This window comes from Winogradskyella sp. (assembly GCF_045105575.1).
Taxonomy (GTDB): Bacteria; Bacteroidota; Bacteroidia; order Flavobacteriales; family Flavobacteriaceae; genus Winogradskyella.
This window is the reverse complement of the sequence record NZ_JBGCDQ010000064.1, coordinates 12,077-35,386: the sequence shown is the minus strand read 5'-3', so window position 1 is coordinate 35,386 and position 23,310 is coordinate 12,077. Positions and strand designations below refer to the sequence as shown.

Annotated in this window: 21 protein-coding genes; 3 read left to right on the top strand and 18 right to left on the bottom strand. The window is 33.2% G+C overall.

The window, feature by feature from the left end:
- Nucleotides 1-93: 93 nt before the first annotated feature.
- From AB8B52_RS14025 to dprA, 3 genes are all read right to left on the bottom strand, one after another.
- Entirely contained in the window at nt 94-2,430 is a 2,337-nt protein-coding gene (locus tag AB8B52_RS14025; RefSeq protein WP_406029198.1) for a T9SS type A sorting domain-containing protein, read from the bottom strand.
- Between the two features lie 253 nt (nt 2,431-2,683).
- The gene (locus tag AB8B52_RS14020; protein ID WP_406029196.1) at nt 2,684-5,236 is read right to left on the bottom strand and encodes a LytTR family transcriptional regulator DNA-binding domain-containing protein; all 2,553 of its coding nucleotides are present in this window, start codon (nt 5,234-5,236) and stop codon (nt 2,684-2,686) included.
- 150 nt (nt 5,237-5,386) lie between these two features.
- Entirely contained in the window at nt 5,387-6,490 is a 1,104-nt protein-coding gene (dprA, locus tag AB8B52_RS14015; RefSeq protein WP_406029194.1) for a DNA-processing protein DprA, read from the bottom strand.
- Nucleotides 6,491-6,579: 89 nt separating this feature from the next.
- Here dprA and AB8B52_RS14010 point away from each other — a divergent pair, with 89 nt between their 5' ends.
- From AB8B52_RS14010 to AB8B52_RS14000, 3 genes are all read left to right on the top strand, one after another.
- On the top strand, nt 6,580-6,966 hold the full coding sequence (locus tag AB8B52_RS14010; protein WP_406029192.1) for a hypothetical protein: 387 nt from the start codon (nt 6,580-6,582) through the stop codon (nt 6,964-6,966).
- A gap of 87 nt (nt 6,967-7,053) precedes the next feature.
- Nucleotides 7,054-7,992, top strand: a complete 939-nt coding sequence (locus AB8B52_RS14005; protein WP_406029190.1) for an SPOR domain-containing protein — start codon at nt 7,054-7,056, stop codon at nt 7,990-7,992.
- Between the two features lie 323 nt (nt 7,993-8,315).
- Nucleotides 8,316-8,825 carry an acyl-CoA thioesterase gene (locus AB8B52_RS14000; protein ID WP_406029188.1) on the top strand — a complete coding sequence of 170 codons (510 nt, stop codon included), beginning with the start codon at nt 8,316-8,318 and terminating at the stop codon, nt 8,823-8,825.
- 3 nt (nt 8,826-8,828) lie between these two features.
- On the opposite strand, the gene AB8B52_RS13995 is transcribed toward AB8B52_RS14000, so the two are convergent.
- The 15 genes from AB8B52_RS13995 to atpB all read right to left on the bottom strand — a co-directional run bounded on the left by AB8B52_RS13995 (nt 8,829) and on the right by atpB (nt 23,213).
- Nucleotides 8,829-10,052, bottom strand: a complete 1,224-nt coding sequence (locus AB8B52_RS13995; protein ID WP_406029186.1) for a murein hydrolase activator EnvC family protein — start codon at nt 10,050-10,052, stop codon at nt 8,829-8,831.
- 49 nt (nt 10,053-10,101) lie between these two features.
- A complete protein-coding gene (locus tag AB8B52_RS13990) occupies nt 10,102-10,902 on the bottom strand; it encodes a DUF4292 domain-containing protein (RefSeq protein ID WP_406029184.1) in 801 nt (266 codons plus the stop codon).
- Between the two features lie 85 nt (nt 10,903-10,987).
- Nucleotides 10,988-12,349: a tetratricopeptide repeat protein gene (locus tag AB8B52_RS13985; protein ID WP_406029182.1), complete on the bottom strand. Its 1,362-nt coding sequence runs from the start codon at nt 12,347-12,349 to the stop codon at nt 10,988-10,990.
- A 192-nt stretch (nt 12,350-12,541) separates the two neighbouring features.
- Nucleotides 12,542-13,561 (bottom strand): sugar phosphate nucleotidyltransferase, encoded by a 1,020-nt coding sequence (locus AB8B52_RS13980; protein WP_406029180.1) that lies wholly within the window; start codon nt 13,559-13,561, stop codon nt 12,542-12,544.
- A gap of 141 nt (nt 13,562-13,702) precedes the next feature.
- Nucleotides 13,703-14,137: a dUTP diphosphatase gene (gene dut, locus AB8B52_RS13975; protein ID WP_406029178.1), complete on the bottom strand. Its 435-nt coding sequence runs from the start codon at nt 14,135-14,137 to the stop codon at nt 13,703-13,705.
- Nucleotides 14,138-14,201: 64 nt separating this feature from the next.
- A complete protein-coding gene (locus AB8B52_RS13970) occupies nt 14,202-15,659 on the bottom strand; it encodes an oligosaccharide flippase family protein (RefSeq protein WP_406029176.1) in 1,458 nt (485 codons plus the stop codon).
- A 134-nt stretch (nt 15,660-15,793) separates the two neighbouring features.
- On the bottom strand, nt 15,794-16,333 hold the full coding sequence (locus tag AB8B52_RS13965; protein ID WP_406029174.1) for a hypothetical protein: 540 nt from the start codon (nt 16,331-16,333) through the stop codon (nt 15,794-15,796).
- A gap of 132 nt (nt 16,334-16,465) precedes the next feature.
- Complete coding sequence (locus AB8B52_RS13960; protein WP_406029172.1) at nt 16,466-17,425, bottom strand: hypothetical protein; 960 nt, start codon at nt 17,423-17,425, stop codon at nt 16,466-16,468.
- Nucleotides 17,426-17,537: 112 nt separating this feature from the next.
- Nucleotides 17,538-17,993, bottom strand: a complete 456-nt coding sequence (locus AB8B52_RS13955) for a hypothetical protein (RefSeq protein WP_406029170.1) — start codon at nt 17,991-17,993, stop codon at nt 17,538-17,540.
- Nucleotides 17,994-18,124: 131 nt separating this feature from the next.
- Nucleotides 18,125-18,985, bottom strand: coding sequence for an ATP synthase F1 subunit gamma (atpG, locus tag AB8B52_RS13950; protein ID WP_406029168.1), 861 nt, complete (start codon nt 18,983-18,985; stop codon nt 18,125-18,127).
- A 101-nt stretch (nt 18,986-19,086) separates the two neighbouring features.
- The gene (atpA, locus tag AB8B52_RS13945) at nt 19,087-20,667 is read right to left on the bottom strand and encodes a F0F1 ATP synthase subunit alpha (RefSeq protein WP_406029167.1); all 1,581 of its coding nucleotides are present in this window, start codon (nt 20,665-20,667) and stop codon (nt 19,087-19,089) included.
- A 64-nt stretch (nt 20,668-20,731) separates the two neighbouring features.
- The gene (gene atpH, locus AB8B52_RS13940; RefSeq protein WP_406029165.1) at nt 20,732-21,268 is read right to left on the bottom strand and encodes an ATP synthase F1 subunit delta; all 537 of its coding nucleotides are present in this window, start codon (nt 21,266-21,268) and stop codon (nt 20,732-20,734) included.
- 7 nt (nt 21,269-21,275) lie between these two features.
- Entirely contained in the window at nt 21,276-21,770 is a 495-nt protein-coding gene (locus AB8B52_RS13935; protein WP_406029163.1) for a F0F1 ATP synthase subunit B, read from the bottom strand.
- Nucleotides 21,771-21,887: 117 nt separating this feature from the next.
- Nucleotides 21,888-22,094, bottom strand: a complete 207-nt coding sequence (gene atpE, locus AB8B52_RS13930) for an ATP synthase F0 subunit C (protein WP_007647348.1) — start codon at nt 22,092-22,094, stop codon at nt 21,888-21,890.
- A gap of 30 nt (nt 22,095-22,124) precedes the next feature.
- Nucleotides 22,125-23,213 carry a F0F1 ATP synthase subunit A gene (gene atpB, locus AB8B52_RS13925; protein WP_406029160.1) on the bottom strand — a complete coding sequence of 363 codons (1,089 nt, stop codon included), beginning with the start codon at nt 23,211-23,213 and terminating at the stop codon, nt 22,125-22,127.
- Nucleotides 23,214-23,310 lie beyond the last annotated feature (97 nt).

Here is a 23,310-nt window from a genome sequence, read left to right as displayed (position 1 = left end):
AAAACTTAAATTTTTAAATAAAAAAAGCCCTCACATTGCTGTAAAGGACTAATTTTAATTCAACGGTTTAATACTAAACCACTAAGGATGGTATTATTTTTTTACAATTTTACTTGTGTACAAATTATCATTTACTCTCACTTTACAAAAGTAAATTCCTGGTCTCCAATTTCTAGAATTTATTTGAAACCCTCTATTGGTAATGCTATTACTATGAGCTAATTTTAAACCAACACTGTCAAATATTTCAATAGACATTTTATCTGACAGATTAAACCTATCTATCACAATTTCAAAAGTATCTTTTACTGGGTTTGGTGAGACAGAAACCCTATTCTTTTCGTTAACGTAATGCGTATTAACCATCTTTTTGCCATTACAAGACCTTACAATATGTTTTATTTTATAAGCACAATTAGAATCTACGGGTATTTCTATTGGGTCGTACATATCATCTCCACTTCTAATAAAAGTATACTCTAAAACCCAATTAGTAGTATTATTACATTGCTTATAAATCAAATATTTTTCTTCTTCGTAATTATCTACATACTCTGGAATATTTTGAATCGTCATAAAATTCACAGGACTGTTGTATGTATGTGTAAAATCTGGATTAGTCTTACAACATTTAATAACTTCAAAACAAATAGTTGTAGCACATAATTTAATGTTTGTCCAATTTACAGTAACACAATATTCTCCTGCTCCTTGATATGGTATTGCATAATTGAATGCCGTTATTGGAGCTCCGTTAAACGTCCACTCATAACTGATTGCATTAGTTACAGGATAAGAAAAACCTACTACTAAAGGTGTTTTTTTACAATAAAACACGTCCTCTATTGAATCCGCAGCTCCTTGAGCGTTAACAATATCAAAATCCTGTAATGTTATAACACAACCATTGATATTTGTTATTTGAAGCGTATACAAATCGTATTCTACTGGTGTAAAACAACTCTCTGTAGATAGGATCTCGTTATCTGAGTTAGACCATTCGTAAGTATAAGTACCTGGGTCTGGTGCACATATTTCCTGAAAATTCTCATTACATATATTTATTTTGTCAGGAATATTTACTGAAAGTCCTGGTGCATTTGCACAACAATTATTTAGAGCACTATCGTTATAACGGCCAATGAAAATGCCGTCAGATGTATTTGACGTGTACTGATCTATTATTATTTCATCATTTCCTGTTTGAGCAAAATATTTACCAATAATCATCACTCTATTATCGGAACTTATTAGGACATTAGAAGTATAAGAAATTATACTACTTTGTTGTGAAGGTGATTTCGACCAAATTGTCTCACCTGTATCTTTATTAATTGAAAGTGCTATGAAATTTTCTCTATTATCCCCAGTATGGGAACCAGTATTTAATGGAATATTAAAATAACCCCCTGAATAAATATCACCACAATCATTGGTCTCAATACTTAGAGTTGTCATCTCATTAACCTCTTTTTCCCAAAGTAACAGACCTTCACCGCTTTTAGTATAAGCTGCTATATGCCCGTAATACGGCCAATACACTGCATCATTTATATTACAAACGGTTACATCATAACCCCCTCTTACATTACTAGTTTTAAAACTAAAATCTTCGTCAAAATTACCATCAGCTGAGAATTTTGCTAAAAATGCTTGAGAAGCTGCATTAGTATTAGTAAATAAAGATGTATTTAAACCGTTATACAAAACGGCTGTTCCTTTAAAATTACCAGAAATAAATATATTGCCTAATGCATCTACGTCTATTGCTTCGGTATTTACAGAAATTGTAGCATCAATTTTCTTAGCCCAAACCATTTCACCATCACTAAGTGTATATTTAGCAATAAAACTACTATTGTGGTTACCTACAAGGCTTATTCCGTTAGAAAATTCGTATTGCGAAGAATCATGTTGACTATAACCAAATGTTCCAACGATATAAATAAAGTTCCCTACAATCTTAATATCGTTAACTATTGCAGAATTTTGATATACTAGGTCTGAAGACGTAGTCTGTAATGATAAGTGTTCGAATACTTCTATTGGTGAGTCTTCGGAAATACCTGTCTTAATAACAATACCACTATTATTTTCCATTCCAACCACGTATAATGTATTATTAGAGTAAGCAATTCCTGTTAGGCCTGCACCAACATCACCCTCAGTATTGTAACCATCTATATATGAACCTATATCTTTTATCCATTCAACTTCACCAGAGGAATTTATTTTTTTTATAAACCTAGTTGAAGAAGTAATATCATCCCCATAAATATATAAATTATCGTTTTCATCTATAACAGCATCACCAATGCTTTTTACTGCTAATTCATCGGTAGAATCAATAAAATTAATGTCTTCCCATGTCTGAGCATAAAAAATACTCGTAAATAAAAAGACAATTAAAAAAAGAAGTTTTGTTTTCATAATATTAGTTAGTTATTAGTCCCTACTCTTTTTAATATTGGCTTTTCGGGATGCACCTTTAAATTACCAAGAGATACTAATATTTAGTTGATTGATTTATTAAATATTATAAATTAGGTAACTATTCAAAAGTATTTTTTCCACAAAGGATTATGAACCTAAAGCCAATAAATGTGGCGACTTTACTATAGAATAGGTACGAATAAAAAAAGCTCGGGTACGAATACTACATTAAATAGGTACGGATTTTAATTTAAAAAAAGACTTTTTCTAAATTTTGAAGGTAGCTTTGACTTACTGGAATTTTTATGGTGTTTATAAAAATTTCGTTTTTAGATTTTGAAGTAATTTTATCTAACCGAACAATGTAAGAACGATGTACTCGTATATATTCAAGCTTATCTGGAATTCTATCTAAAAATTTACCAATATTCATTCTAACAGTGTACATTTTATCCACAGTTTTTATATCTATATAATTACCAGAAGATTTTACGAATAATATATTTGTAGCTTTGATTTTAACATCTTTACCGTTTTCTCTAAATGAAAAATGTTGTTCTTTTCGTTTTAATCGTTTTATCAATAAACGGATTAACTCCTGAAATATGTCTTTATTGTAAGTAAGGATACGTATTCTAAAAAAACTATAAATTAGTCCTATTAATAGGAGGAAACAAAGTGTATAAAACCACCACGTTCTCCAAAAAGGGTATAGAATGTTAAACTGATATGTAATTCGTTTTATCGCACAATTATTGTCATCAATGCAAACTTTAGCCTCAAAACTATAGTTACCTGGTGGTAGTGCTGCAAAACTAATTTTGCGGTTTCTTGTTGATGTCCATAAGTCACTTCTATTAAGTCTGTATTGATAAAAAACATCTTCATTATGAACATAAGATATGTCCTCGATAAAAATATCTATTTTATTTTCGTTGTATTTAAGGTCTAAATTAAGATTGGCCTCTTTTAATTTGTTATTAACTTTTATCTCTTTTAGTTTAAAAAAAGACGGACTGTAAGGAACGTTATTCATCAAGTTTTTAGGGAAATAACAGACACCATGCTTTGTACCTGCCCAAACTGTGTCATTAATTATTTCAACGTCTATAACTTCATTATTTAAAAAACCCTGTTTTTTATTAATTTTTGATACGATAATACTATCGCCTATAAGAGATACTTTATTTAATCCCTTGTTAGTACAAACCCAAATAGATGTATCATTTTCTAGATATACTTCCTTTATATTATTACTAGTTAATCCTTGACTTTGCGTTATATTGTAGGCACTATTTTCGTTATAAACTACTAATCCTGCTCCTTGAGTAGCAATAAACAACTTATCTCTTTGGCTGTTAATATCTATGTCATCTGACCGATATTTTAATAAATTAGATTTTATAGAAAGAGGTTGTATGGTGCTGTCTTTAAATATAAATATACCTAAAGGTGATGCTATAATTGGATTTTCTTTCCAAATACAAACATCTTGAATTCGATAAGGAGAGTAAATTTCATTATTATTTTTAATCTCTCGAAAAGAATTACCTCCAGATACAAAAACATGCCCATCAACAGGTTCTGATATCTTTATAATATAGTCCTTAGATAAGACTTCATTTGTTGTCTTATTTTTTAACTCTTTATCATTATAAACGTAAGTAAATCCTAAAATAGAGTCATGCTCAATAAAAGCTGGACTTTTAGTTTTTGGTATGTCTAAAACTTGGGAAAGCCTCTTTTTTGTGAGTTTTGCTAAATTTCCATTCTTATAAGCTATAAGTAATTCATTATTATTGTTTTTAGACAAAGAACTAATTTCGTTCGTTTTAAATTTATTTATATCTAAAACACGCATAGAGGGTTTTTTACTATAATATACTCCGTTAGATAAGGTACTAAACCAATAGCCACCTTCGTGGTCAATCAAAAAATTAGTTACTGATTTATCTTTGAGAAATTCATCAATAACATTTCCGTTATCATCTATTAATTTCCCCCCTCCAAATAAGTAACCAACAAAAAAGCGATTATTAGAAACTCTTTTCAAACCGATAGGCTTATACCTACTATCTATAATTATGGTCTTTTTGTTTTTAATTTTTATCTGATTTGTTCCCATAAAAACAGAACTTCTATTTTTATCAAGCCAAATCGCACCAATGTGATCGTGTATTTGTATTGGACAAATTGAATAATTTTTATCAAAACTCTTATTTTTTATCGAAGTAACGAAAAAGGAATTAGATTCGTCATTACGAAGAACAATTTGCTTTTTATCCCTTTTATTATTTGATTTAGTTTGATTTGTTGATAGATTATATTTAACATCTCCATTCTTATTAATTACCAATTCACCATCTATATTAAGTACACCAAGAGATAAGTTACCGAATTCATCTAGATATAAACTTTTTAGAGTTCCATTATTACCTAAACTCTCCCTAAGAATTTTATTGTGCTTATAAACTTTGAAACCCTTAAATATTTCATCAAAAAAAAATAATGATTTATTATGGTGATCATAACACCAAACTTGTCCGTTTTTTTGGGGATAAAAACGTAAAATTACGTTACCCGTTAAGCCATCATTTGTGTCAAATACATCAAACTCATAGCCATTATATCGAGACAAGCCTTTATCTGTCGCAAACCATATATGACCCTCTTTATCTTGGTATACATCATAAACCTCAGAGCTAGATAAACCCTCATCTACACCAAAATTTTGGTATATAAGTTCTTGCGCTTCTGCGCTCACAAAAAAACTGGCAATTAAGAAAGTTAAAAAGTACTTCAACAAAATTCTTTTATTATAGAATTATATAATTTTAAAGTAGAAACTGATTACAGGACTGTTTCAAGTCAAATTTATGCTTCTTTAATTAAATTGAAAAATAATTCATTTTTCTGATTTAATTTTTTTTATCAAATCTAACTCTTCATTAATCTACACAACCTCAAACAACTTACCAGGCAAAGGCCTCACCACACCTTTCAACTCCATATTCAATAAAATACCAGCAATTTTATACGTTGGCATTTCGCAACGTAAGGCAATAACATCGAGTAATTCTTTATTATTGGCTTTTAAAAAATTATAAACGATTTTTTCATCAGGTTCTAATTCTACAAAGAGTTGTTGTTGTATTACTGGTTTTTTATCAGATTCTAATTCCCAATTCAACATGTAAGGCACATCTAGTGGATTAGATAATAAATGAGCTTTCTGAAATTTTATCAAATTATTACAACCCACACTTTGGCTATCTGTAATTCTGCCTGGTACTGCAAACACTTCTCTATTATAGGAATTCGCAATATCTGCGGTGACTAAACTGCCTCCTTTTTCTGCCGATTCAATAACGATTGTGGCTTCACTGAGTCCTGCGATAATACGGTTTCGTTTTAGAAAATTGTTTCTATCAAACGTATCAGTACTCCAAAAATCAGTGTAAAAGCCTCCATGTTTTTCAATATCTGCAACATACTTTTTGTGTACTTTAGGATAAATCTGATTTAGGCCATGTGCCAAACAACCCACCGTTTGCAAATTATGCTTCACTGCAGCGCGCTGTGCCGTAATATCTGTACCGTAAGCAAATCCTGAAATAATTACAGGATTAAATTGTGCCAAAGTTTCCACCAATTTTTCGCAAAAGGCAATACCGCTTGTGGTTATTTTTCGAGCTCCAACAATACTAATAATACGTTGTTGTTTTAAATTAATATTGCCCGATTGAAATAATACAATTGGCCCATCAATACAGTGTTTTAGTTTTTCAGGATAGGTTTCTTCTGTAAAATAATGGGCAATAATGTTATTATCTTTAATAAATTTTAATTCATTTTCAGCGTCTTCCAAATGGTATTTATCAAAAAGCCCTTGAATGGTCATTAAACCAATACCATCAATTTTTAAAAGCGTCGTTTTCTTTTCTTTCAAAATCGCTTCTGCCGATCCACAATGATTAATGAGTTTTTTAGCCGTTGTAGCACCTATTCTTGGCACATGCTGCAAGGCTAAAGCATAGATAAGTTGTTGATCTGTCATCAGTAAAAATTCTTTAGCCTCTAATTTAACAAATCCTTGAGAACAAAAAAGACGAATTTTTCTTATTTTTAAAAGATAAAAAGGAAATTATGAAAACTTACTTAACGTTTATCGTATTACTCTTAGTTGGTTTCATTAGCACAGCACAATATTCAACATTTGATACGATTGAAGACGCTATTTCCATAAAACCCAATTTAACTTTAATTGATTGGAGTGATGAATCCTTCTCAATGGCTGAAACGACCTCTAAATTTAACTCCTTTAAATACGCTCAGAATTTAACCAAACAACTTAACGATTTAGATATGAGCGTTTCAATGATTGAACCAATGAGAGAGGGCTTTATTGTATTTTCACCTGATAATTTAAAACGCAATTTTTTTAAAGATTTTAATACTGCTTACAAACGCTCTCAATTAGAACGTCTGCTTCCTCGTCTTCCTGATATTTCAGATTTTACTCCTTGTTTTTAATTATTAACCAAGAAAAAAGTAGCACTGTTGATAACTCTATTATTGATTTTGATTGTAGAAGTTAAAAAAAATTAACTTTGTGTCAATATGCAATTAGAGACTTACATTAGCGATCTTTTATACCGATACGATTGTGTTACTATTCCTGAATTTGGTGCGTTTTTAACACAGCGTTTGTCAGCAAAAATACACGAATCCACACATACGTTCTACCCTCCAAAAAAAGCCTTGTCTTTTAACGAGCAGCTACAACAAAATGATGGTTTACTGGCTAATTATATCGCTGAGGTTGAAAAAATACCTTATACAACAGCGTTAATTAAGGTATCTAAACAAGTTAAGTCAATTAAATCCCTTTTGGCTGAAGGGGAAACCATTCAACTTGAAAATATTGGCGAATTGGTTTTGAATGCAGATGAGAAAACGCAATTTTCACCATCTAACAGCATAAACTATTTAACTGACGCTTTTGGTTTATCTCACTTTACATCCTCTGATGTGAATCGTGAAATTTACAAAGAAACCGTTGAGGCTATTGAAGATGTTACTCCGATTGTATTGACTCCAGAAAAACGTTCTAATCGTAATTGGTTAAAATATGCAGCAGCAGCTGTTCTATTTCTTGGTGTAGGTGGTTTTGTTGCCACTGCTTATTACAACAATTCTATTGAAAGCCATAACCAATTAGCACAAGAAGAAGCCAACGAGCAACTCGATGCTAAAGTGCAAGAAGCAACATTTGTTATTAGTAATCCTTTGCCTGCTGCAACCTTATCTTTAGAAAAGCAGAGTGGCAATTATCATATTGTAGCTGGTGCTTTTAGAGTTGAAGCTAATTCTGAAAGAAAAGTGAAACAACTCAGAGACAAAGGTTTTAAAGCACGAAAAATTGGCATGAATCGTTACGGTTTACATGAGGTGGTTTATGCTAGTTTTGAAACGAGAGAGGATGCGCAACGTGAGCTTTATAAGGTGCGTCGTGAACACAATCGTGATGCTTGGTTGTTGATAAAGAAGCTGGATTAAGCCTAGGCTTGAGGTTCTTTATTTATTTTGATATGGATTTACACGGATTCAAATGAGACACTAATTTCACTAATTTGCACTAATCTCTATAGTTAACTTTGTGGCTTAGCGGCTTAGCGCGAAAAAATTATACAGAAATTATACAGATGCTTTGCTCAAAAAAACCAAACCTCAACTAGTGAACCGCAAGCCTCAAGTCTAATCTCTATTTTCTTTTTTCCATCATTTTAAGTCAATTCTCTTCTATCCAATTTCACCTTTTTAACCACAATCATACAACTAGCATCTAAATTCCCATTATCTTTGCAGAAATTTTAAAAATTATGCTTTCAAGAACTGCATTTCAGTCAAAAACGATTGTTACAGATTTAGTATTACCGAGCGAAACTAATCCAATTAATAATTTATTTGGTGGCGAGCTTTTGGCGCGTATGGATAGAGCTGCAAGCATTTCGGCAAGAAGACACTCTCGACGTATTGTCGTAACGGCTTCTGTAAATCATGTGGCATTTAACAGATCTGTGCCTTTAGGAAGTGTGGTAACTATTGAAGCTAAAGTATCGCGTGCATTTAAATCTTCTATGGAAGTTTATATGGATGTTTGGATTGAAGATAGAGAGTCTGGTGAATGTATTAAAGCTAATGAAGCTATTTACACGTTTGTTGCTGTAGATGAAACAGGACGCCCTGTAAAAGTGCCAGAGTTGGTGCCTGAAACTGAATTAGAAAAAGAACGTTTTGATGCGGCTTTACGTCGTAAGCAATTGAGTCTGCTTTTGGCTGGCAAAATGAAACCAGCAGATGCCACTGAATTGAAGGCACTTTTTGAGTAATATCTAAAATTTAGCCAACCAAGGTTCAGGATTAAGCACCTGATCATTTTTATAAATTCTGAAACCTAATAAGGTTTCTCCTGACGATTTATTAGAAAACACCTTTCCGATCACTTGACCAGTATTGACTTTATCTCCTTTTTTGACGTTTACTTCTGAAAGATTCATGTAAACACTGAAATAATTTCCATGTCTTACTAAAATCGTTGGGTTTCCGCGTTTCATAACATGGATTTCAGCTACTGTACCATTAAATACAGCTTTAACTTCAGAATTAGTGTCTGTAGCAATATAAATACTTTTATAATTTTGGGTAATAGAATTGTCGGTTAGGGATCGTCGCTTTCCAAATTTACCTTTAATAACTCCTCTTGATACTGGCCAACCTAATTTTCCTCGGTTAGATTCAAAATTAGCAGATAGTTTTTTAGCTTCTGGTGTTAATACAAATTTACCAGATGCCGATTTTTTACCTGTTTTTTTATTAGCAGCAGCAATTGTTTCTCTAATTATACGGTTGATTTCTTTATCTAAACGATCCGCTTCCTGTTTTTTCTTTTTAATCTGAGTGGCAAATTTTCCCATATCAGATTTAATGGAAGCCATAAGCACTTCGCGCTGTTTTAATTCACCTTCTAATTCACGCTTCGCAATTCTATTTTCTTCTATAAGCTTTTGCTTATCTTTTTTTTGTTTAGAGAGTTGAATGTTTAAATCCTGTAATTCTTTTGTTTTCGTCTTTATAGCTTCTCCTTGTTCTTTTTGATAAGCTCTGTATTGACCAATATACTGTAGGCGCTTGTAAGCTTGTTGAAAGTTGCTAGACGACAATAAAAACATCACTTTGCTCTGTTCAGACTTGCTTTTATACGATTTTACAATCATTGCAGCATAATCGTCTTTAAGCTCTTGTAATTGGGTTCTTAAACTTGTTATTTCAGTTTGATTGGTATTGATCTCTCGGGTAAGTAGGTTGGCTTGTTCGTTTGTAATTCTAATGAGATTTTTTCTAACATTAACCTTGGCATTAATATCTTCAATCAATGTAATTACCGACTTTTCTTCTTTCTTTTTAGTAAATAATAAAGCATTAATTTGCTTCATTTCTTTCTTTAATTGTTGAAGCTCAATTTCTAATTTTTTTTGTTTTTCACTTTGAGCAACTAAGGAAAGTGAGGATAACACCAATCCTAAAGTCAATATAATATGTAAACCTTTATTTATCATGAAAACACACCTAAAATCCCCTCAAGGGAACAATTATTTAAATTAAACCTTATTTGATAATTATTTCTTTATAACCTGACGGAATATTAAATGGAAAACGAACCGCATCATTTAAAGCTACAGATTTAAATTCCATAGCAATCGTTACTTCATTTGTATCATCAACTGCTATGATCCTTATATTTTGAGGTAGCACCTGTTTATTTACCTTTTGATAAGATGCATAATCAACTTGAAGCATGCGTTTCTTTTGCAGTTGTTGCAATTGTAAGCTGTCCATCTTAAAGTGTGATGGATTAATTAAATAAAATAACTCGATTAATGCATTTTGATCTTTGGGACTTAAGGCATAAGAATTCCCACTCACTGAAACCTGATGTGGTCCGTCTTTAAGGTCGTAAATCGCTTGACCCAATAAGATGTTTTGAACCTTTGTGAAATCGAGATCTACACCAACAAAATCGCTTAGTAATTTATAATCTCCATCAAAATAGGTGTTATCACTTTTATTATAAAAACGCACTTTTTCTGGTGTAATCATCATTCTAGCTAATCCCAAAGGTGCATTTAACCAAATCACTTGATCTTTTTCCATTCTAAAACCAAATGTATAGCCTTGTTCATTTTCTCCTTGAATAAGGTCTATCCGAACTCTAGCTTGCATCGTATTAAAATCAGCATTATTTTTTTGATGCTGTTTTATGACTTGCTTTACGCTAAGCTTATCACTGGCTTCTCCAGATGCAATGACGCTTTTGGTTGCATTGCAGCTTGTAAAAAGAATGGCTACTAAAAGCGCAAAAGCAATTTTTAATAGTTTAGATTTTTTATAATTTAGATTTTTTTTCATTCTCTATGATGAGATTTCTGCTTTACGCATTGATTCTTATGTTACGTTAATGAATTCGTGAATCTTCAATTTCGCAGGAATGTCTTTATTGCTGTACTTTTAAAGCTTTGGCCTTTTTAGCAAACGCTTCAGATTTACTAATATTATTTAGGGCTTTGTAAGCTATGCTTAATTCGGAATAAAAATCGGCTTCCATGGTTGGGTTATCAATTAAAAAATCTAATCCCATTTCTAAGTTATCGATGGCTTTTTTGGGCGCATTTACATTATTATTTGCCACAGCACTTACGAGATATAACATAGGTTGTGCAGGATAAAGCTCTAAAGCACGCTCAGCATCTTTTAAAACGGCGTTGTAATCCTTAACATCTAATTGAAGCAGCAATACATCTTTTATTAACTTGAAATCGTTTGGATCTTGTTTTAACGCTTCTTTAAAATTATAAAGCGCTTTCACTTTATCACCTGCTTTTAAGTAGTAATGTCCTAGGTCGCTATGTGTTTGTGCGTCTTTATTATCATCTACAAGTGCTGTAATATCAATTAAATCAGATTCATATTCAGGATTTTGAGACACAAAAGCCACAAAGTCTTTGAGTACTTTAGCCTTAGCATCTGCATTAATTTCTGGACTTGTTAAAACCGTTTTTACCGAGCTAATAGCGTCTTCTACTTTAGCATCTTGTAAATAAAACTTATACAACGCCAAGTGCACAAATTTTGAATCTGGCTTTATGTCTAACAAGTTTTTAGCCGCATTGTAAGCCTTCTTTAAATCTCCGGTTTGGCTATATCTGTAAATAAGTTTTAGATGATTCTCCTCGTTATTAGGATTGTTGGCAATACGCTGTTCTAAGTTTTCAATTCTCTCGTCAGCGTTGCCTGTAATTCTGTAAATATCGTTTCGCATGCCGTCTCTAGATTCGCTTAATCCAAATTCGGCATCTAACTCATCTAACAATTCTAAAGCTTGTTTGTATTTTTCTTCTCTTACATAAAGTGCTGCCAAATCTTCTTTATAATCTGGATGGTATTTAACTAATTGCTTAATGGTTTTTAAGGCATTTTTAATATCATCTTGCTGAAAATACACATCGTAAAGCTCATCTAAAAACCAGACATTGTCTGGCTGCATATCAATGGCTTTCTTTAGGTTTTCTTCTGCAGCACCAAAGTTTTTGAGTTTGTTATAATTTTTACCAAGCTCAAAATAGATGACTGGTTTTTTACTGTCTAAATTCAAACATTTTTGAAGGGCATCAACCGCACGATCATAATTTTCGATGCCTTTTTGTTTTAAGGCTTCAAAAAAATGCTCTTGAAATTCGTCTTCTACATTTCCTAAATCGTCATCTGGTCGTTTATTAAAATCGACTTGAGCATAGGTTGCCTGTGGCATCAGGATGATTCCTATAAGTACAATTATTATGTAGAGTTGTTTTTTCATCATTAAAACCTTTCGATTTGTTTTGCAAAGTGCTTTCAATGAAAATATATTTTCATTTTCAACCAATGCTCAAGGTGACAATACGTTTTCAAAAGTTGTTCCAAACTTAAAATGAGGTTAGCAAACCTGAATCTTCGGTTTCATACTTTTCAACTTCGGTAAAATTATGTTGGACAAAGATGAAGGAATTTGTTATTCTATCACAGTGTAATCGCCAATACTAATCTTAGTAAACTCACCATTATACGTTACATGGTTTCCAATCATTGCTTCGTCTAAATTAGCGTTTTTAATAGTGCTTTGGTTTTGTATTAGGCTATTTTTAACGGTTACGTTTTCAATGACACAATCTTTTCCAATGGATACATGTGGTCCAACGGTTGTGTTTTTCAAAATAGTGCCTTTACCAATATAACAAGGTGCAATCACTTTTGAGTTTTCTAAAACGACGGAATCGTGTATTAATTGTTCTTCATTATCTGCTGTTAAGAAGCCCAACATTCTTGCATTGGTTTCTAGGGTTACGGCTTTGTTTCCGCAATCCATCCACTCATCTACAGAACCTGTTTTAAAAATACGTCCATCAGCCATCATGCGTTTAATACCATCATTAATTTGGTATTCTCCGCCATTCATAATGTTTTCGTCTAATATCTCTTGTAATTTTTCTTTTAAAACAGCTACGTCTTTAAAGTAATAAATACCAATGACTGCCTGATCGCTCACAAAGCTTTCTGGCTTTTCTACGAGCTCAACAATGTTATGATCGTCATTTAATTTTACCACACCATAGGCTTCTGGATTAGCAACGTGCTTTGTCCATATGACACTATCTGCGGTTGGATCTAAATCGAATTCTGCTCTAATTAGTGTATCTGCATAAGCAATTACCGCAGGACCAGATAATGATGGTTTTGCACTCATAATGGCGTGACCTGTGCCTAATGGTTGATCTTGTCTGTAAATAGATGCTTTGGCACCTAGACCTTCTGCAAGTTCGGTTAAACTAGTCACCACCTCATCACCAAAAAATGCTGGATCACCTAAAACAAAGGCAATTTCTTCGATGGGTTGTTTTAAAACTTTTGCAATATCCTTTACCAAACGATGTACTATCGGTTTACCTGCAACTGGAATTAATGGTTTTGGTACGGTTAAACTATGTGGTCTTAGGCGAGATCCTCTGCCTGCCATTGGTACTATTATTTTCATAGGCCTATCCTAAATCCTTTCCAAAGGAAAGGACTTTTCTATTTTATAATTAAACTTTGTTTTTATTAACTAACATTAGCAAAAATACGTAACAAAACATTTACATTTTGCACTTCCCCCCTGGGGAATTAAAGGGGCTTATTACTTCACTCCTGTGCTCCCAAAACCTCCAGAACCTCTATCGGTATTAGATAAAACTTCGGTTTCCTGCCATTCCGCACGTTCATGTTTTGCAATCACTAATTGTGCAATGCGTTCTCCATTATTAATGGTAAAATCTTCGTTAGACAGATTAACTAAAATTACACCGATTTCACCTCTGTAATCTGCATCTATAGTGCCTGGCGCATTTAATACTGTGATTCCTTTTTTTGCTGCTAAGCCACTTCGAGGTCTTACTTGCGCTTCAGTGCCAATTGGTAATTCTATGAATAAACCTGTACCAACTATAGTACGTTCTAAGGGTTTTAAAATTCTAGATTCCGTTAAACTGGCGCGTAAATCCATACCTGCAGACGCTATAGTTTCGTAGTGTGGTAAATGATGTCTTGATTTATTTATGATTTTAATTTTCATTTTTTTTAAGTAAAAAGACCTTTCGTTCCGATAACTATCAGGAGTGCTCAAGGCGACATTACAATTAGCTTTTTAAAACTTGTTTTAGTTGATTCTTTTCCAACAGAATAACTAATCCCAAAAATACAATTAACATTGTAATTCCTATAAAATAATTACCTCTAAATACGTAGAAATACATCATAGAACATAGTATTGACAATCCGAAATAGAGTCCTATTTTTTTGAAATTATAAGGGATAGGATAGTACAGCCTTCCGAAATAAAATGACAACATCATCATAATACCGTAAGCCGAGAGTGTTGCTATTGCGGAACCTTTAAAACCGATAATAGGAATCAACATATAATTTAAAAGCAGTGTTACAATAGCACCAACTATGGAAATGTACGCGCCAAATTTAGTGCGATCTGTTATTTTGTACCAAACCGAAAGGTTGTGATAAATACCTAAACAGAAATTAGCTAGTAGAATAAAAGGCACAATCCACATGGCTTCATAATAGGCTTCACTTTGGATGATATAAGGTTTTATAAGGTCTGCAAAAATCACAACCGTTAATAAAATAACCGATCCGAAAGCCACAAAGTATTCTAGAATTTTAGCGTAGTTTTTTTGTGGGTTTTCAGCTTTAGAATGGCTAAAAAAGTAAGGCTCAATACCTAAGCGAAATGCCGTTGCAAAAAGCGTCATAAATAGTGCAAGCTTATAGCAAGCAGAATACATACCTATTTGTTGGTCTGCAATATCGTCTGGTAGTAATTTTTCTAATAGAATACGATCAAAAGTTTCGTTGATAGAAAAGGCAATGCCTGCAATGAGCACTGGCATGGCGTAGCGCATCATTCTTTTCCATAATACAGTATCGAACTTCAACTTAATTTTACTGTAGAATGGCAATAATAACAGTAAGGTAAGTCCACTCGCTATTAGATTTGAAATGAAAATATAACTGATTTCAAAATCTGGTTTATAAATACTATTAAATACGGAACTACTATCTGCTAAATCTTTTAAATACAATAAGAAAAAGATACTCAACCCTAAATTAACGGCAACATTTATTATTTTTATTATGGCATATGTCATTGGTTTTGCTGTTGCACGTAACCATGAAAATGGTATGATTACCAAAGCATCTAACAGCAGAATAACAAAAACTAAATTGAGGTACTTGAGTTCTATATTAATTAATGCAGATATTTGATGTCTGAACAAAAACGCAATTCCCATTAAAGCAAAAGAACTTAGTATCAATGAAATTGCAGAGGTACTGGTTACGGTCTCTTGGCTTTCTTCTTTATTAAAAAAACGGAAAAAGGCGGTTTCCATTCCATAAGCTAAGACCACATTAAAAAGCACAAAATAGGCGAATATAAAAGATACACGACCATATTCTTCAACCGATAAAACATTTGGATTTGTGTACAATGGCACCAAAATAAAACCCAACATTCGTGGTAGCACTGTGGCTAAACCATAGATAAATGTTTGTTTAAAAAGTGATTTGAATCCGCTCAAGGTTATGATTTACAGGAAAATTCAAAAGTATTAAATTAATAGTAGCTAAACTCAACTCCCTAAACAATTAATCTTAATAGAAAAAAGCCTCACTAATTAGCAAGGCTTGTTTTACTCTTTCAAATTATACTATGTTAGTCATCGTCATCATCGCTATCTAATGTTGCAATGTCAGTATCAGATCGGTCTGTGTAAATTGATGGAGGTCCATTTTCATAATAAATACCTGCAAATTCAGTGACAGCTGCTATCTTAAGATATTTTGTAACCCCTTCTTCAATATAACTGACAACACATTCGTCATCTTTTAATGTAAACGGGAAATCTGCTGGTGCTTCAGATTTTTTAAATGTGTAACGGCGTGACTCGCTTTTAAGTGTCGCGAAGAATTTACCATCTTTCTGATTTAAAATTCCTGAAAGGTTTCTAAAATAAACACGGTCAATTTCAACATTTTCAGCGATATCAGTTAAAGGCACAAATATGTTTATTCCTGTGCCACCAACTTTAATACCTGCGTACCATTCTTGAAAGGATATAGGTTTGACTTTAAAGGGTAATTGCGCTTCAAAAACTGTTGTAAATGTGCCTTTTTTTTGACCTTCACATGGCACAGAAAAGGTATAGATAAAAGCAAAAACTATGGCATAAGTTGCCTTTTGTAGTAGTTTCATAATTATGTAGGTTAAGGTTTGGGCAGGTAAGATATATAAAAAAGGTATTTGCCCTGCTCAAAAACTTATTTTATCGATGAAATACGCATTGTCTCATCAAAATTGAAACTACATAGATTATGGACTAACCACTCATTCATTAGAAGCAATCATCACCTCTCGTGCTACTCTCTTGTAAATTGGCGGAGGACCGTTTTCGTAATATACTCCTCGTTTTTCGGTAAGATCAGACACCTTAAGATATTTTACCTCACCGTTTTCAATATAGCTGATAGCACATTCGTTGATACCGAGTGTAAAAGGGAAATCATCATCCTTTTTTGCTATTGTAAAGGTGTAATTTGGTGACTTATTTTTTAAAACCGCAGTGTATCTGCCATGACTAGACACAAGCTTTCCTTTAAGATTTCTAAAGTAAACACTATCTATTTTAATATGTTCACCTTTATTGACTACGGGAACAAAAACGTTAATACCAGTACCTCCTACCTTAATACCAGCGTACCAATCTTGGAAGGCTATGGTTTTAACTTTAAATGATGTAGACTCTTGAAATATAGGTATTGTCTTTAGCTTTGATGGCTCTTCAGAGATGATCATAGCTTCGCGTCGTCTTTGATACGTTAAAGGAGGTCCTGTTTCATAAAAAATACGATCTTTTTTAATGACGTCGGTCACTTTAAGGTATTTAACTTCACCATTTTCTAGATATCGAATCGCACATTCATTATCTGTTAAGGCAAATGGATACGCGTCATCTTTGCCTGAATTATCAAAGGTATGTTTAGGTGAATCATTTTTTAATACTGCCGTATATCTGCTATAATTACGAACGAGTTGTCCTTTTCTATTCCTGAAATAGATACTGTCTATTGTGACGTGATTGCTTTTGTTTATGATAGGAACAAAAACATTTAGACCAGTACCTTCTCCATTAACACCAGTATGCCATTCTTGAAATGCGACCGTCTTAACTTCAAAAGATTCGGTAACTGTAGGTATATGATTTCTTTTAAAACTTGCGCATTGAAAAGTTAAAGAAAACAGAACAATTAAAACTATGGCATGGCATGCCCTTTTTAGTCGTTTCATTTTTTTTGTAGGTTACGATTTGGGCTGGCAATATACACAAAAAATTAAAAAACACCATAAAGTGTATTATTTATTCGATAAACGGTAATTCACGAAAGAAATGTATTACAATTTATTTATTGGAAGGGGCTATTGGATAGTTTAAAGTTCTTTGTTGTTTGAGGTCTGAAATTTTAAAGTATCGTGTTTTAGATTCTAACAGATAACCTACTACACATTCCGTATTTTCAATTTGAAACGACCATTTAGAATCGGATTCTGACGCTTTTGTAATAGTCTTGAATCGTGCGATGAATAATTTATTATTGCTTGGGTCGCGTTTTAGTTTTCCAACATAACCACGAAAAAACACACTATCTAAGACTACTAAAGTGTCTTTAGTTTCTATATAAAGATCGATCCCAGAACCACCTTCTTGGATTCCTGCGTTCCATTTTTGATAATATGAGTTCGTAATATCTGTTGGTGATTCTTTTTGTAATTTGGGCATGCTGGTGCATTGGATACAGGTTAATAATAGTAAGAATAGGGCTAAACTAGAACTTAAGACGATTTTGACTACTTTCATGTTATAAATATAAGACTTAGAAAAGAAACTGCATAAAAAAACCTAACTGGTAAAAGTTAGGTTTTATACTATAGCGTGTCTATAAATAAGACACTTCGACTACACTTAGTGTAACAGAGTGTGTTTTTTTATTAATTATTTAAAGCCTCAGCACCACCAACAATCTCTAAGATTTCATTAGTAATTGCTGCTTGACGTGCTTTGTTATAGGTTAATTTCAACTGATCTCTTAACTCTGTTGCATTATCTGTTGCTTTATGCATGGCAGTCATACGTGCACCATGTTCAGATGCAAAAGAATCTCTAATCCCTTTATATAATTGTGTCTTTAATGACTTCGGAATTAATTCTTCTACAATTTCTAATTTAGAAGGTTCAAAAATATAATCTAAATTCACATTGGCATCACCTTCAACTGGTACAATAGGCAAAAACTGCTCTGTCATTATAATTTGAGTCGCTGCATTCTTAAAGTTGTTGTAGACCAATTCAATTTTATCAAATTCACCTGCTACAAACTTTTCCATGAGCATTTCTGCAATTTCAGCAACGTTATCAAACGTTAAATCATCAAAGATTTCGCTTTTATTAGCAATCACTCTATTCTGCTTTACAAAGGCGTCATTCGCTTTTTTACCAATTGCTAATACGGATACATTTTTATCAGCATATCTATCATTAATTAAGATGTTAGTTTGCTTAATAATATTAGAATTAAACGCACCGCACAACCCTCTGTTAGATGTTATAGCAACGACCAACACATTTTTCACCTCACGTTGCTCTGCAAATTTACTTCCAGAATCTGCATCTAAAGTTGCACTTAAACTCTGCAGCAATTCAGTCAACTTATTAGAATAAGGACGCATTGCCGTAATAGCATCTTGTGCTTTCTTTAACTTAGCAGCTGATACCATTTTCATGGCACTAGTAATCTGCATCGTTGATGACACTGATGATATTCTGTTACGTATTTCTTTTAAATTTGCCATAATTAAAGCCTATCCTAAATCCTTTCCAACGGGAAAGGACTTTAATTAGTTAACTATTTTCTAGAACCCTATTTTTTCCCTCTGGGGAATTAAAGGGGCTTTTATGCTCTATACTTCCCAGAAAGCTCTTTTGCTACACTTGTAAGCGTATCAATCACCTCATCCGTTAATTTACCTGCTTTTAAAGTACTTAACACATCACTGTGCTTTGCTTTTAAAAATTCTAAGTAATCCGTTTGAAATTCTCTTACCTTCTCAACTGGCACATCTCTTAACAAGTTTTTAGAACCTGCATAAATGATAGCTACTTGATCTTCAACTCTAAAAGGATCGTTTTGTGCTTGTTTCAAAATTTCAACATTACGCTTTCCTTTGTTAATAACGTTTAAAGTCACGGCATCTAAATCTGAACCAAACTTAGCAAACGCTTCTAATTCACGGTACTGTGCTTGATCTAATTTTAATGTTCCAGAGACTTTCTTCATAGATTTAATCTGTGCGTTACCACCAACACGCGATACAGAAATACCTACGTTAATTGCCGGACGAACACCAGAGTTAAATAAATCACCATCTAAGAAAATCTGACCATCTGTAATAGAAATTACGTTGGTAGGAATATATGCTGATACGTCACCTGCTTGCGTTTCAATAATTGGCAATGCTGTTAATGAACCACCACCTTTTACAATTGGCTTAAGCGAATCTGGTAAATCGTTCATTTCTTTAGCGATGGCATCGTTATTAATCACCTTTGCAGAACGCTCTAATAATCTTGAGTGTAAATAAAATACATCACCAGGATAAGCCTCACGTCCTGGAGGACGTCTTAATAATAAAGATACCTCACGGTAAGCAACGGCTTGTTTTGATAAATCATCAAAAACAATTAAAGCTGGTCTTCCAGTATCTCTAAAATACTCACCAATTGATGCTCCTGTAAAAGGTGCATATACTTGCATTGCAGCAGGATCTGATGCATTTGCAGCCACTATAGTTGTGTAAGCTAACGCTCCTTTTTCTTCTAAGTTTTTAGCAATTAAAGCTACTGTTGAGGCTTTTTGACCTACAGCAACATATATACAATATACAGGCTCGCCTGCATCGTAAAATTCTTTTTGGTTTATAATGGTATCAATACAAACGGCCGTTTTACCAGTTTGACGGTCACCAATGACCAACTCACGTTGTCCTCTACCTACAGGAATCATAGCATCAATTGCTTTAATACCAGTTTGTAATGGCTCAGTTACTGGCTCTCTGTAGATAACACCAGGTGCTTTACGCTCTAAAGGCATCTCATAAGTTTCTCCAGTGATTGGCCCTTTACCATCAATTGGGTTACCTAAAGTATCTACAACTCTACCAACAATACCTTCACCTACTTTCACAGATGCGATACGCTCAGTACGCTTTACCGTAGAACCTTCTTTTACTCCTACTGAAGTTCCTAAAAGTACAATACCTACATTATCTTCTTCAAGATTCAATACAATACCTTCTGCACCACCATCGAATTCTACTAATTCGCCATATTGCACATTAGCTAATCCGTAAGCACGTACAATACCATCACCTACAGTTAATACGGTTCCTACTTCGTCTAATGAAGCACCTGCCTCAAAGCCTGAAAGTTGTTGTTTTAAGATTGCTGATATTTCAGCTGGTTTTACTTCTGCCATCTTTATTTAGATATTAGATATTAGACGCTCACTTCGACTACGCTCAGTGACCAAACTAACATTTTTAATTTAATGTAAATTCTCTTTTTAATTTATCGAGTTTATTTGAAATACTAGCGTTGTACTGAATATCTCCCACTCGTAATATGAAACCACCTAAAATGCTTTCATCAATAATATTTTCTACTTCTGCATCTTTACCTGTAAGCTCTTTAACTTTTGCTAAAACTTTCGTTTTCAAATCATCCGTTAAAGGTATTGCTGTAGTAACCGACGCTACTTGGCTTCCTCTAGATTCATCAAATAACTGCACATAACTTTGCGCTACATTATTTAATAAAGGTAATCGCTTATTGGCAATTAATGTATCAATAAGATTGCTTGTAGTGACATTTGCATCTTTAAATATTGCCAACAGCACTGCTTTCTTATCAGAAGATTTTACCACAGGACTTTGAAGCATCTGATTTAAATCGTCACTGTGTGCAATAGCATTAGTGATCGATTTCATATCACTATTTACGGCATCAGCAGATTTCTGATCTGTTGCTAAACTAAAAACGGCTTTAGCGTATCTAATGGCTGCTCTTGATCCTGACATATTATTATTAGTTTAAAGTTGCTTCACCTAACATATCTTCAACCAATTTCAATTGCTTGTCTTTGTTAGATAATTCGTTACGCACTACTTTTTCCGCAATTTCTAAAGATAAACCTGCCACATGACTTTTTAATTCTGCCATTGCTGCTTTCTTTTCGCTTTCTATTGCCAATTGCGCTTTCTCTATGATTTTATTGGCTTTGTCTTGCGCTTCTGTTTCGGCTTTAGCAATAGTTTGCTCTCTAATTTCACGAGCATCTTTTAACATAGCTTCACGTTCATTACGTGCTTCTTGTAAAATACGTTCGTTATCTGCCTTAAGATTTTCCATCTCCTTACGCGCGCCTTCAGCAGAAGCTAAAGCAGTTTTAATGCCTTCCTCTCTTTCTTCAACTGCGCCTAAAATTGGTTTCCATGCAAATTTCCTTAATACTATAAGTAATATTACAAAGGTTATTAGCGACCAAAATATAAGTCCGAATTCTGGTTTAATTAAATCCATAGTATTGTATTTCTGTTATAACTTAAATTTTATTCTTTATTACTAAAACATAAAAAAGACTGATAAAAATTACAGAAGCAGCCAACCGCTACTTCTGTAATCTTAACTAATCATCTATCAGACGATTAATGCTGCAACAACACCAAATAAAGCAACTGCTTCTACGAAGGCTGCTAAGATAAGTGCTGAAGTTTGAATTTTTCCTTGAATTTCTGGTTGACGTGCCATAGCATCCATAGCAGATCCACCGATTCTTCCAATTCCCATTCCAGCTCCAATTGCTGCTAAACCAGCTCCAATCGCTGCGATTCCTGTAATAGTCATAATATAAAATTTAAATTAATAATATTAAGTTTAATGATGTGCTTCTTCTGTTGCCATACCAAAATATAGCGCAGATAACACGGTAAATATGTAAGCTTGTATTGCCGTAACAACGATTTCTATGATTCCAATAAATAATGAGAACGCCACAGAAACTGGTGCTACCATAACTGTTTCAAAAATGAAGATCAGCGACATTAATGCTAAAATAATAATGTGACCAGCTGTAATATTTGCAAACAAACGAATCATTAACGATACAGGCTTTACAAACATCCCTACAATCTCAATAGGCATTAAGAATATTTTCATGGCTACTGGTACACCTGGCATCCAGAAAATATGTTTCCAGTAATTTTTGTTTCCGCTAAATGTTGTAATTATAAAAGTACAGAAAGCTAAGGCAAACGTAAAGGCGATATTACCACTTAAGTTGGCACCATTTAATATTGGGATTAATCCAAATATATTATTGATCCAGATAAAGAAAAATACCGTTAATAAATACGGCATAAATTTCTTGTACTTATGCTCACCGATCATAGGTTTACCAATTTCATCTCTAACAAAAACCACAAGTGGCTCTACGAAACTAGCGATACCTTTAGGCACATTATCTTGTCTTTTCTTATAATAACGACCAGCACTTAAAAAGATTAACAATAAAACAGCTACAGAAACCCACATCATAAATACGTTCCTTGTAATTGAAAAATCGAAAGTTGGTCTGTGTGCGTTGGTAGGATGATGCTCTGCATCGTAAGTAACTTGTGTAGCGCCTTCATCTAAAATGTAAACTTTTTCGTGCACATTTACAAAACGCTGACCGTTCTTTTCTACGATGACCTCACCATTATAATCGTGATGAAATTCCGAAGAAGAAAACGTTACTAAACCATTATCTGTGTACAATAAAACAGGTAGAGGAATTGAAATGGCCTTGCCATTAATATCGAATAAATGCATTCCGTATGCATCTTTTACGTGATGCATAATCATTTCTTTTGCATCAAACTCTTTGTCAGCATCCTTATCATTAGAATCTTTAGCAAAGCTAAAGTTACATACTGATAAAAATAGAATGCTAAATACTATACGTTTAAAGGTGTTAAATGTCATTCTTTACGGCTTTAGAATACCTTACTTTAAATTCCGTGCAAATGTACGGACATTAAATGAATTGACAAACAATAATTTGGGTATAATTTCCGAGAAC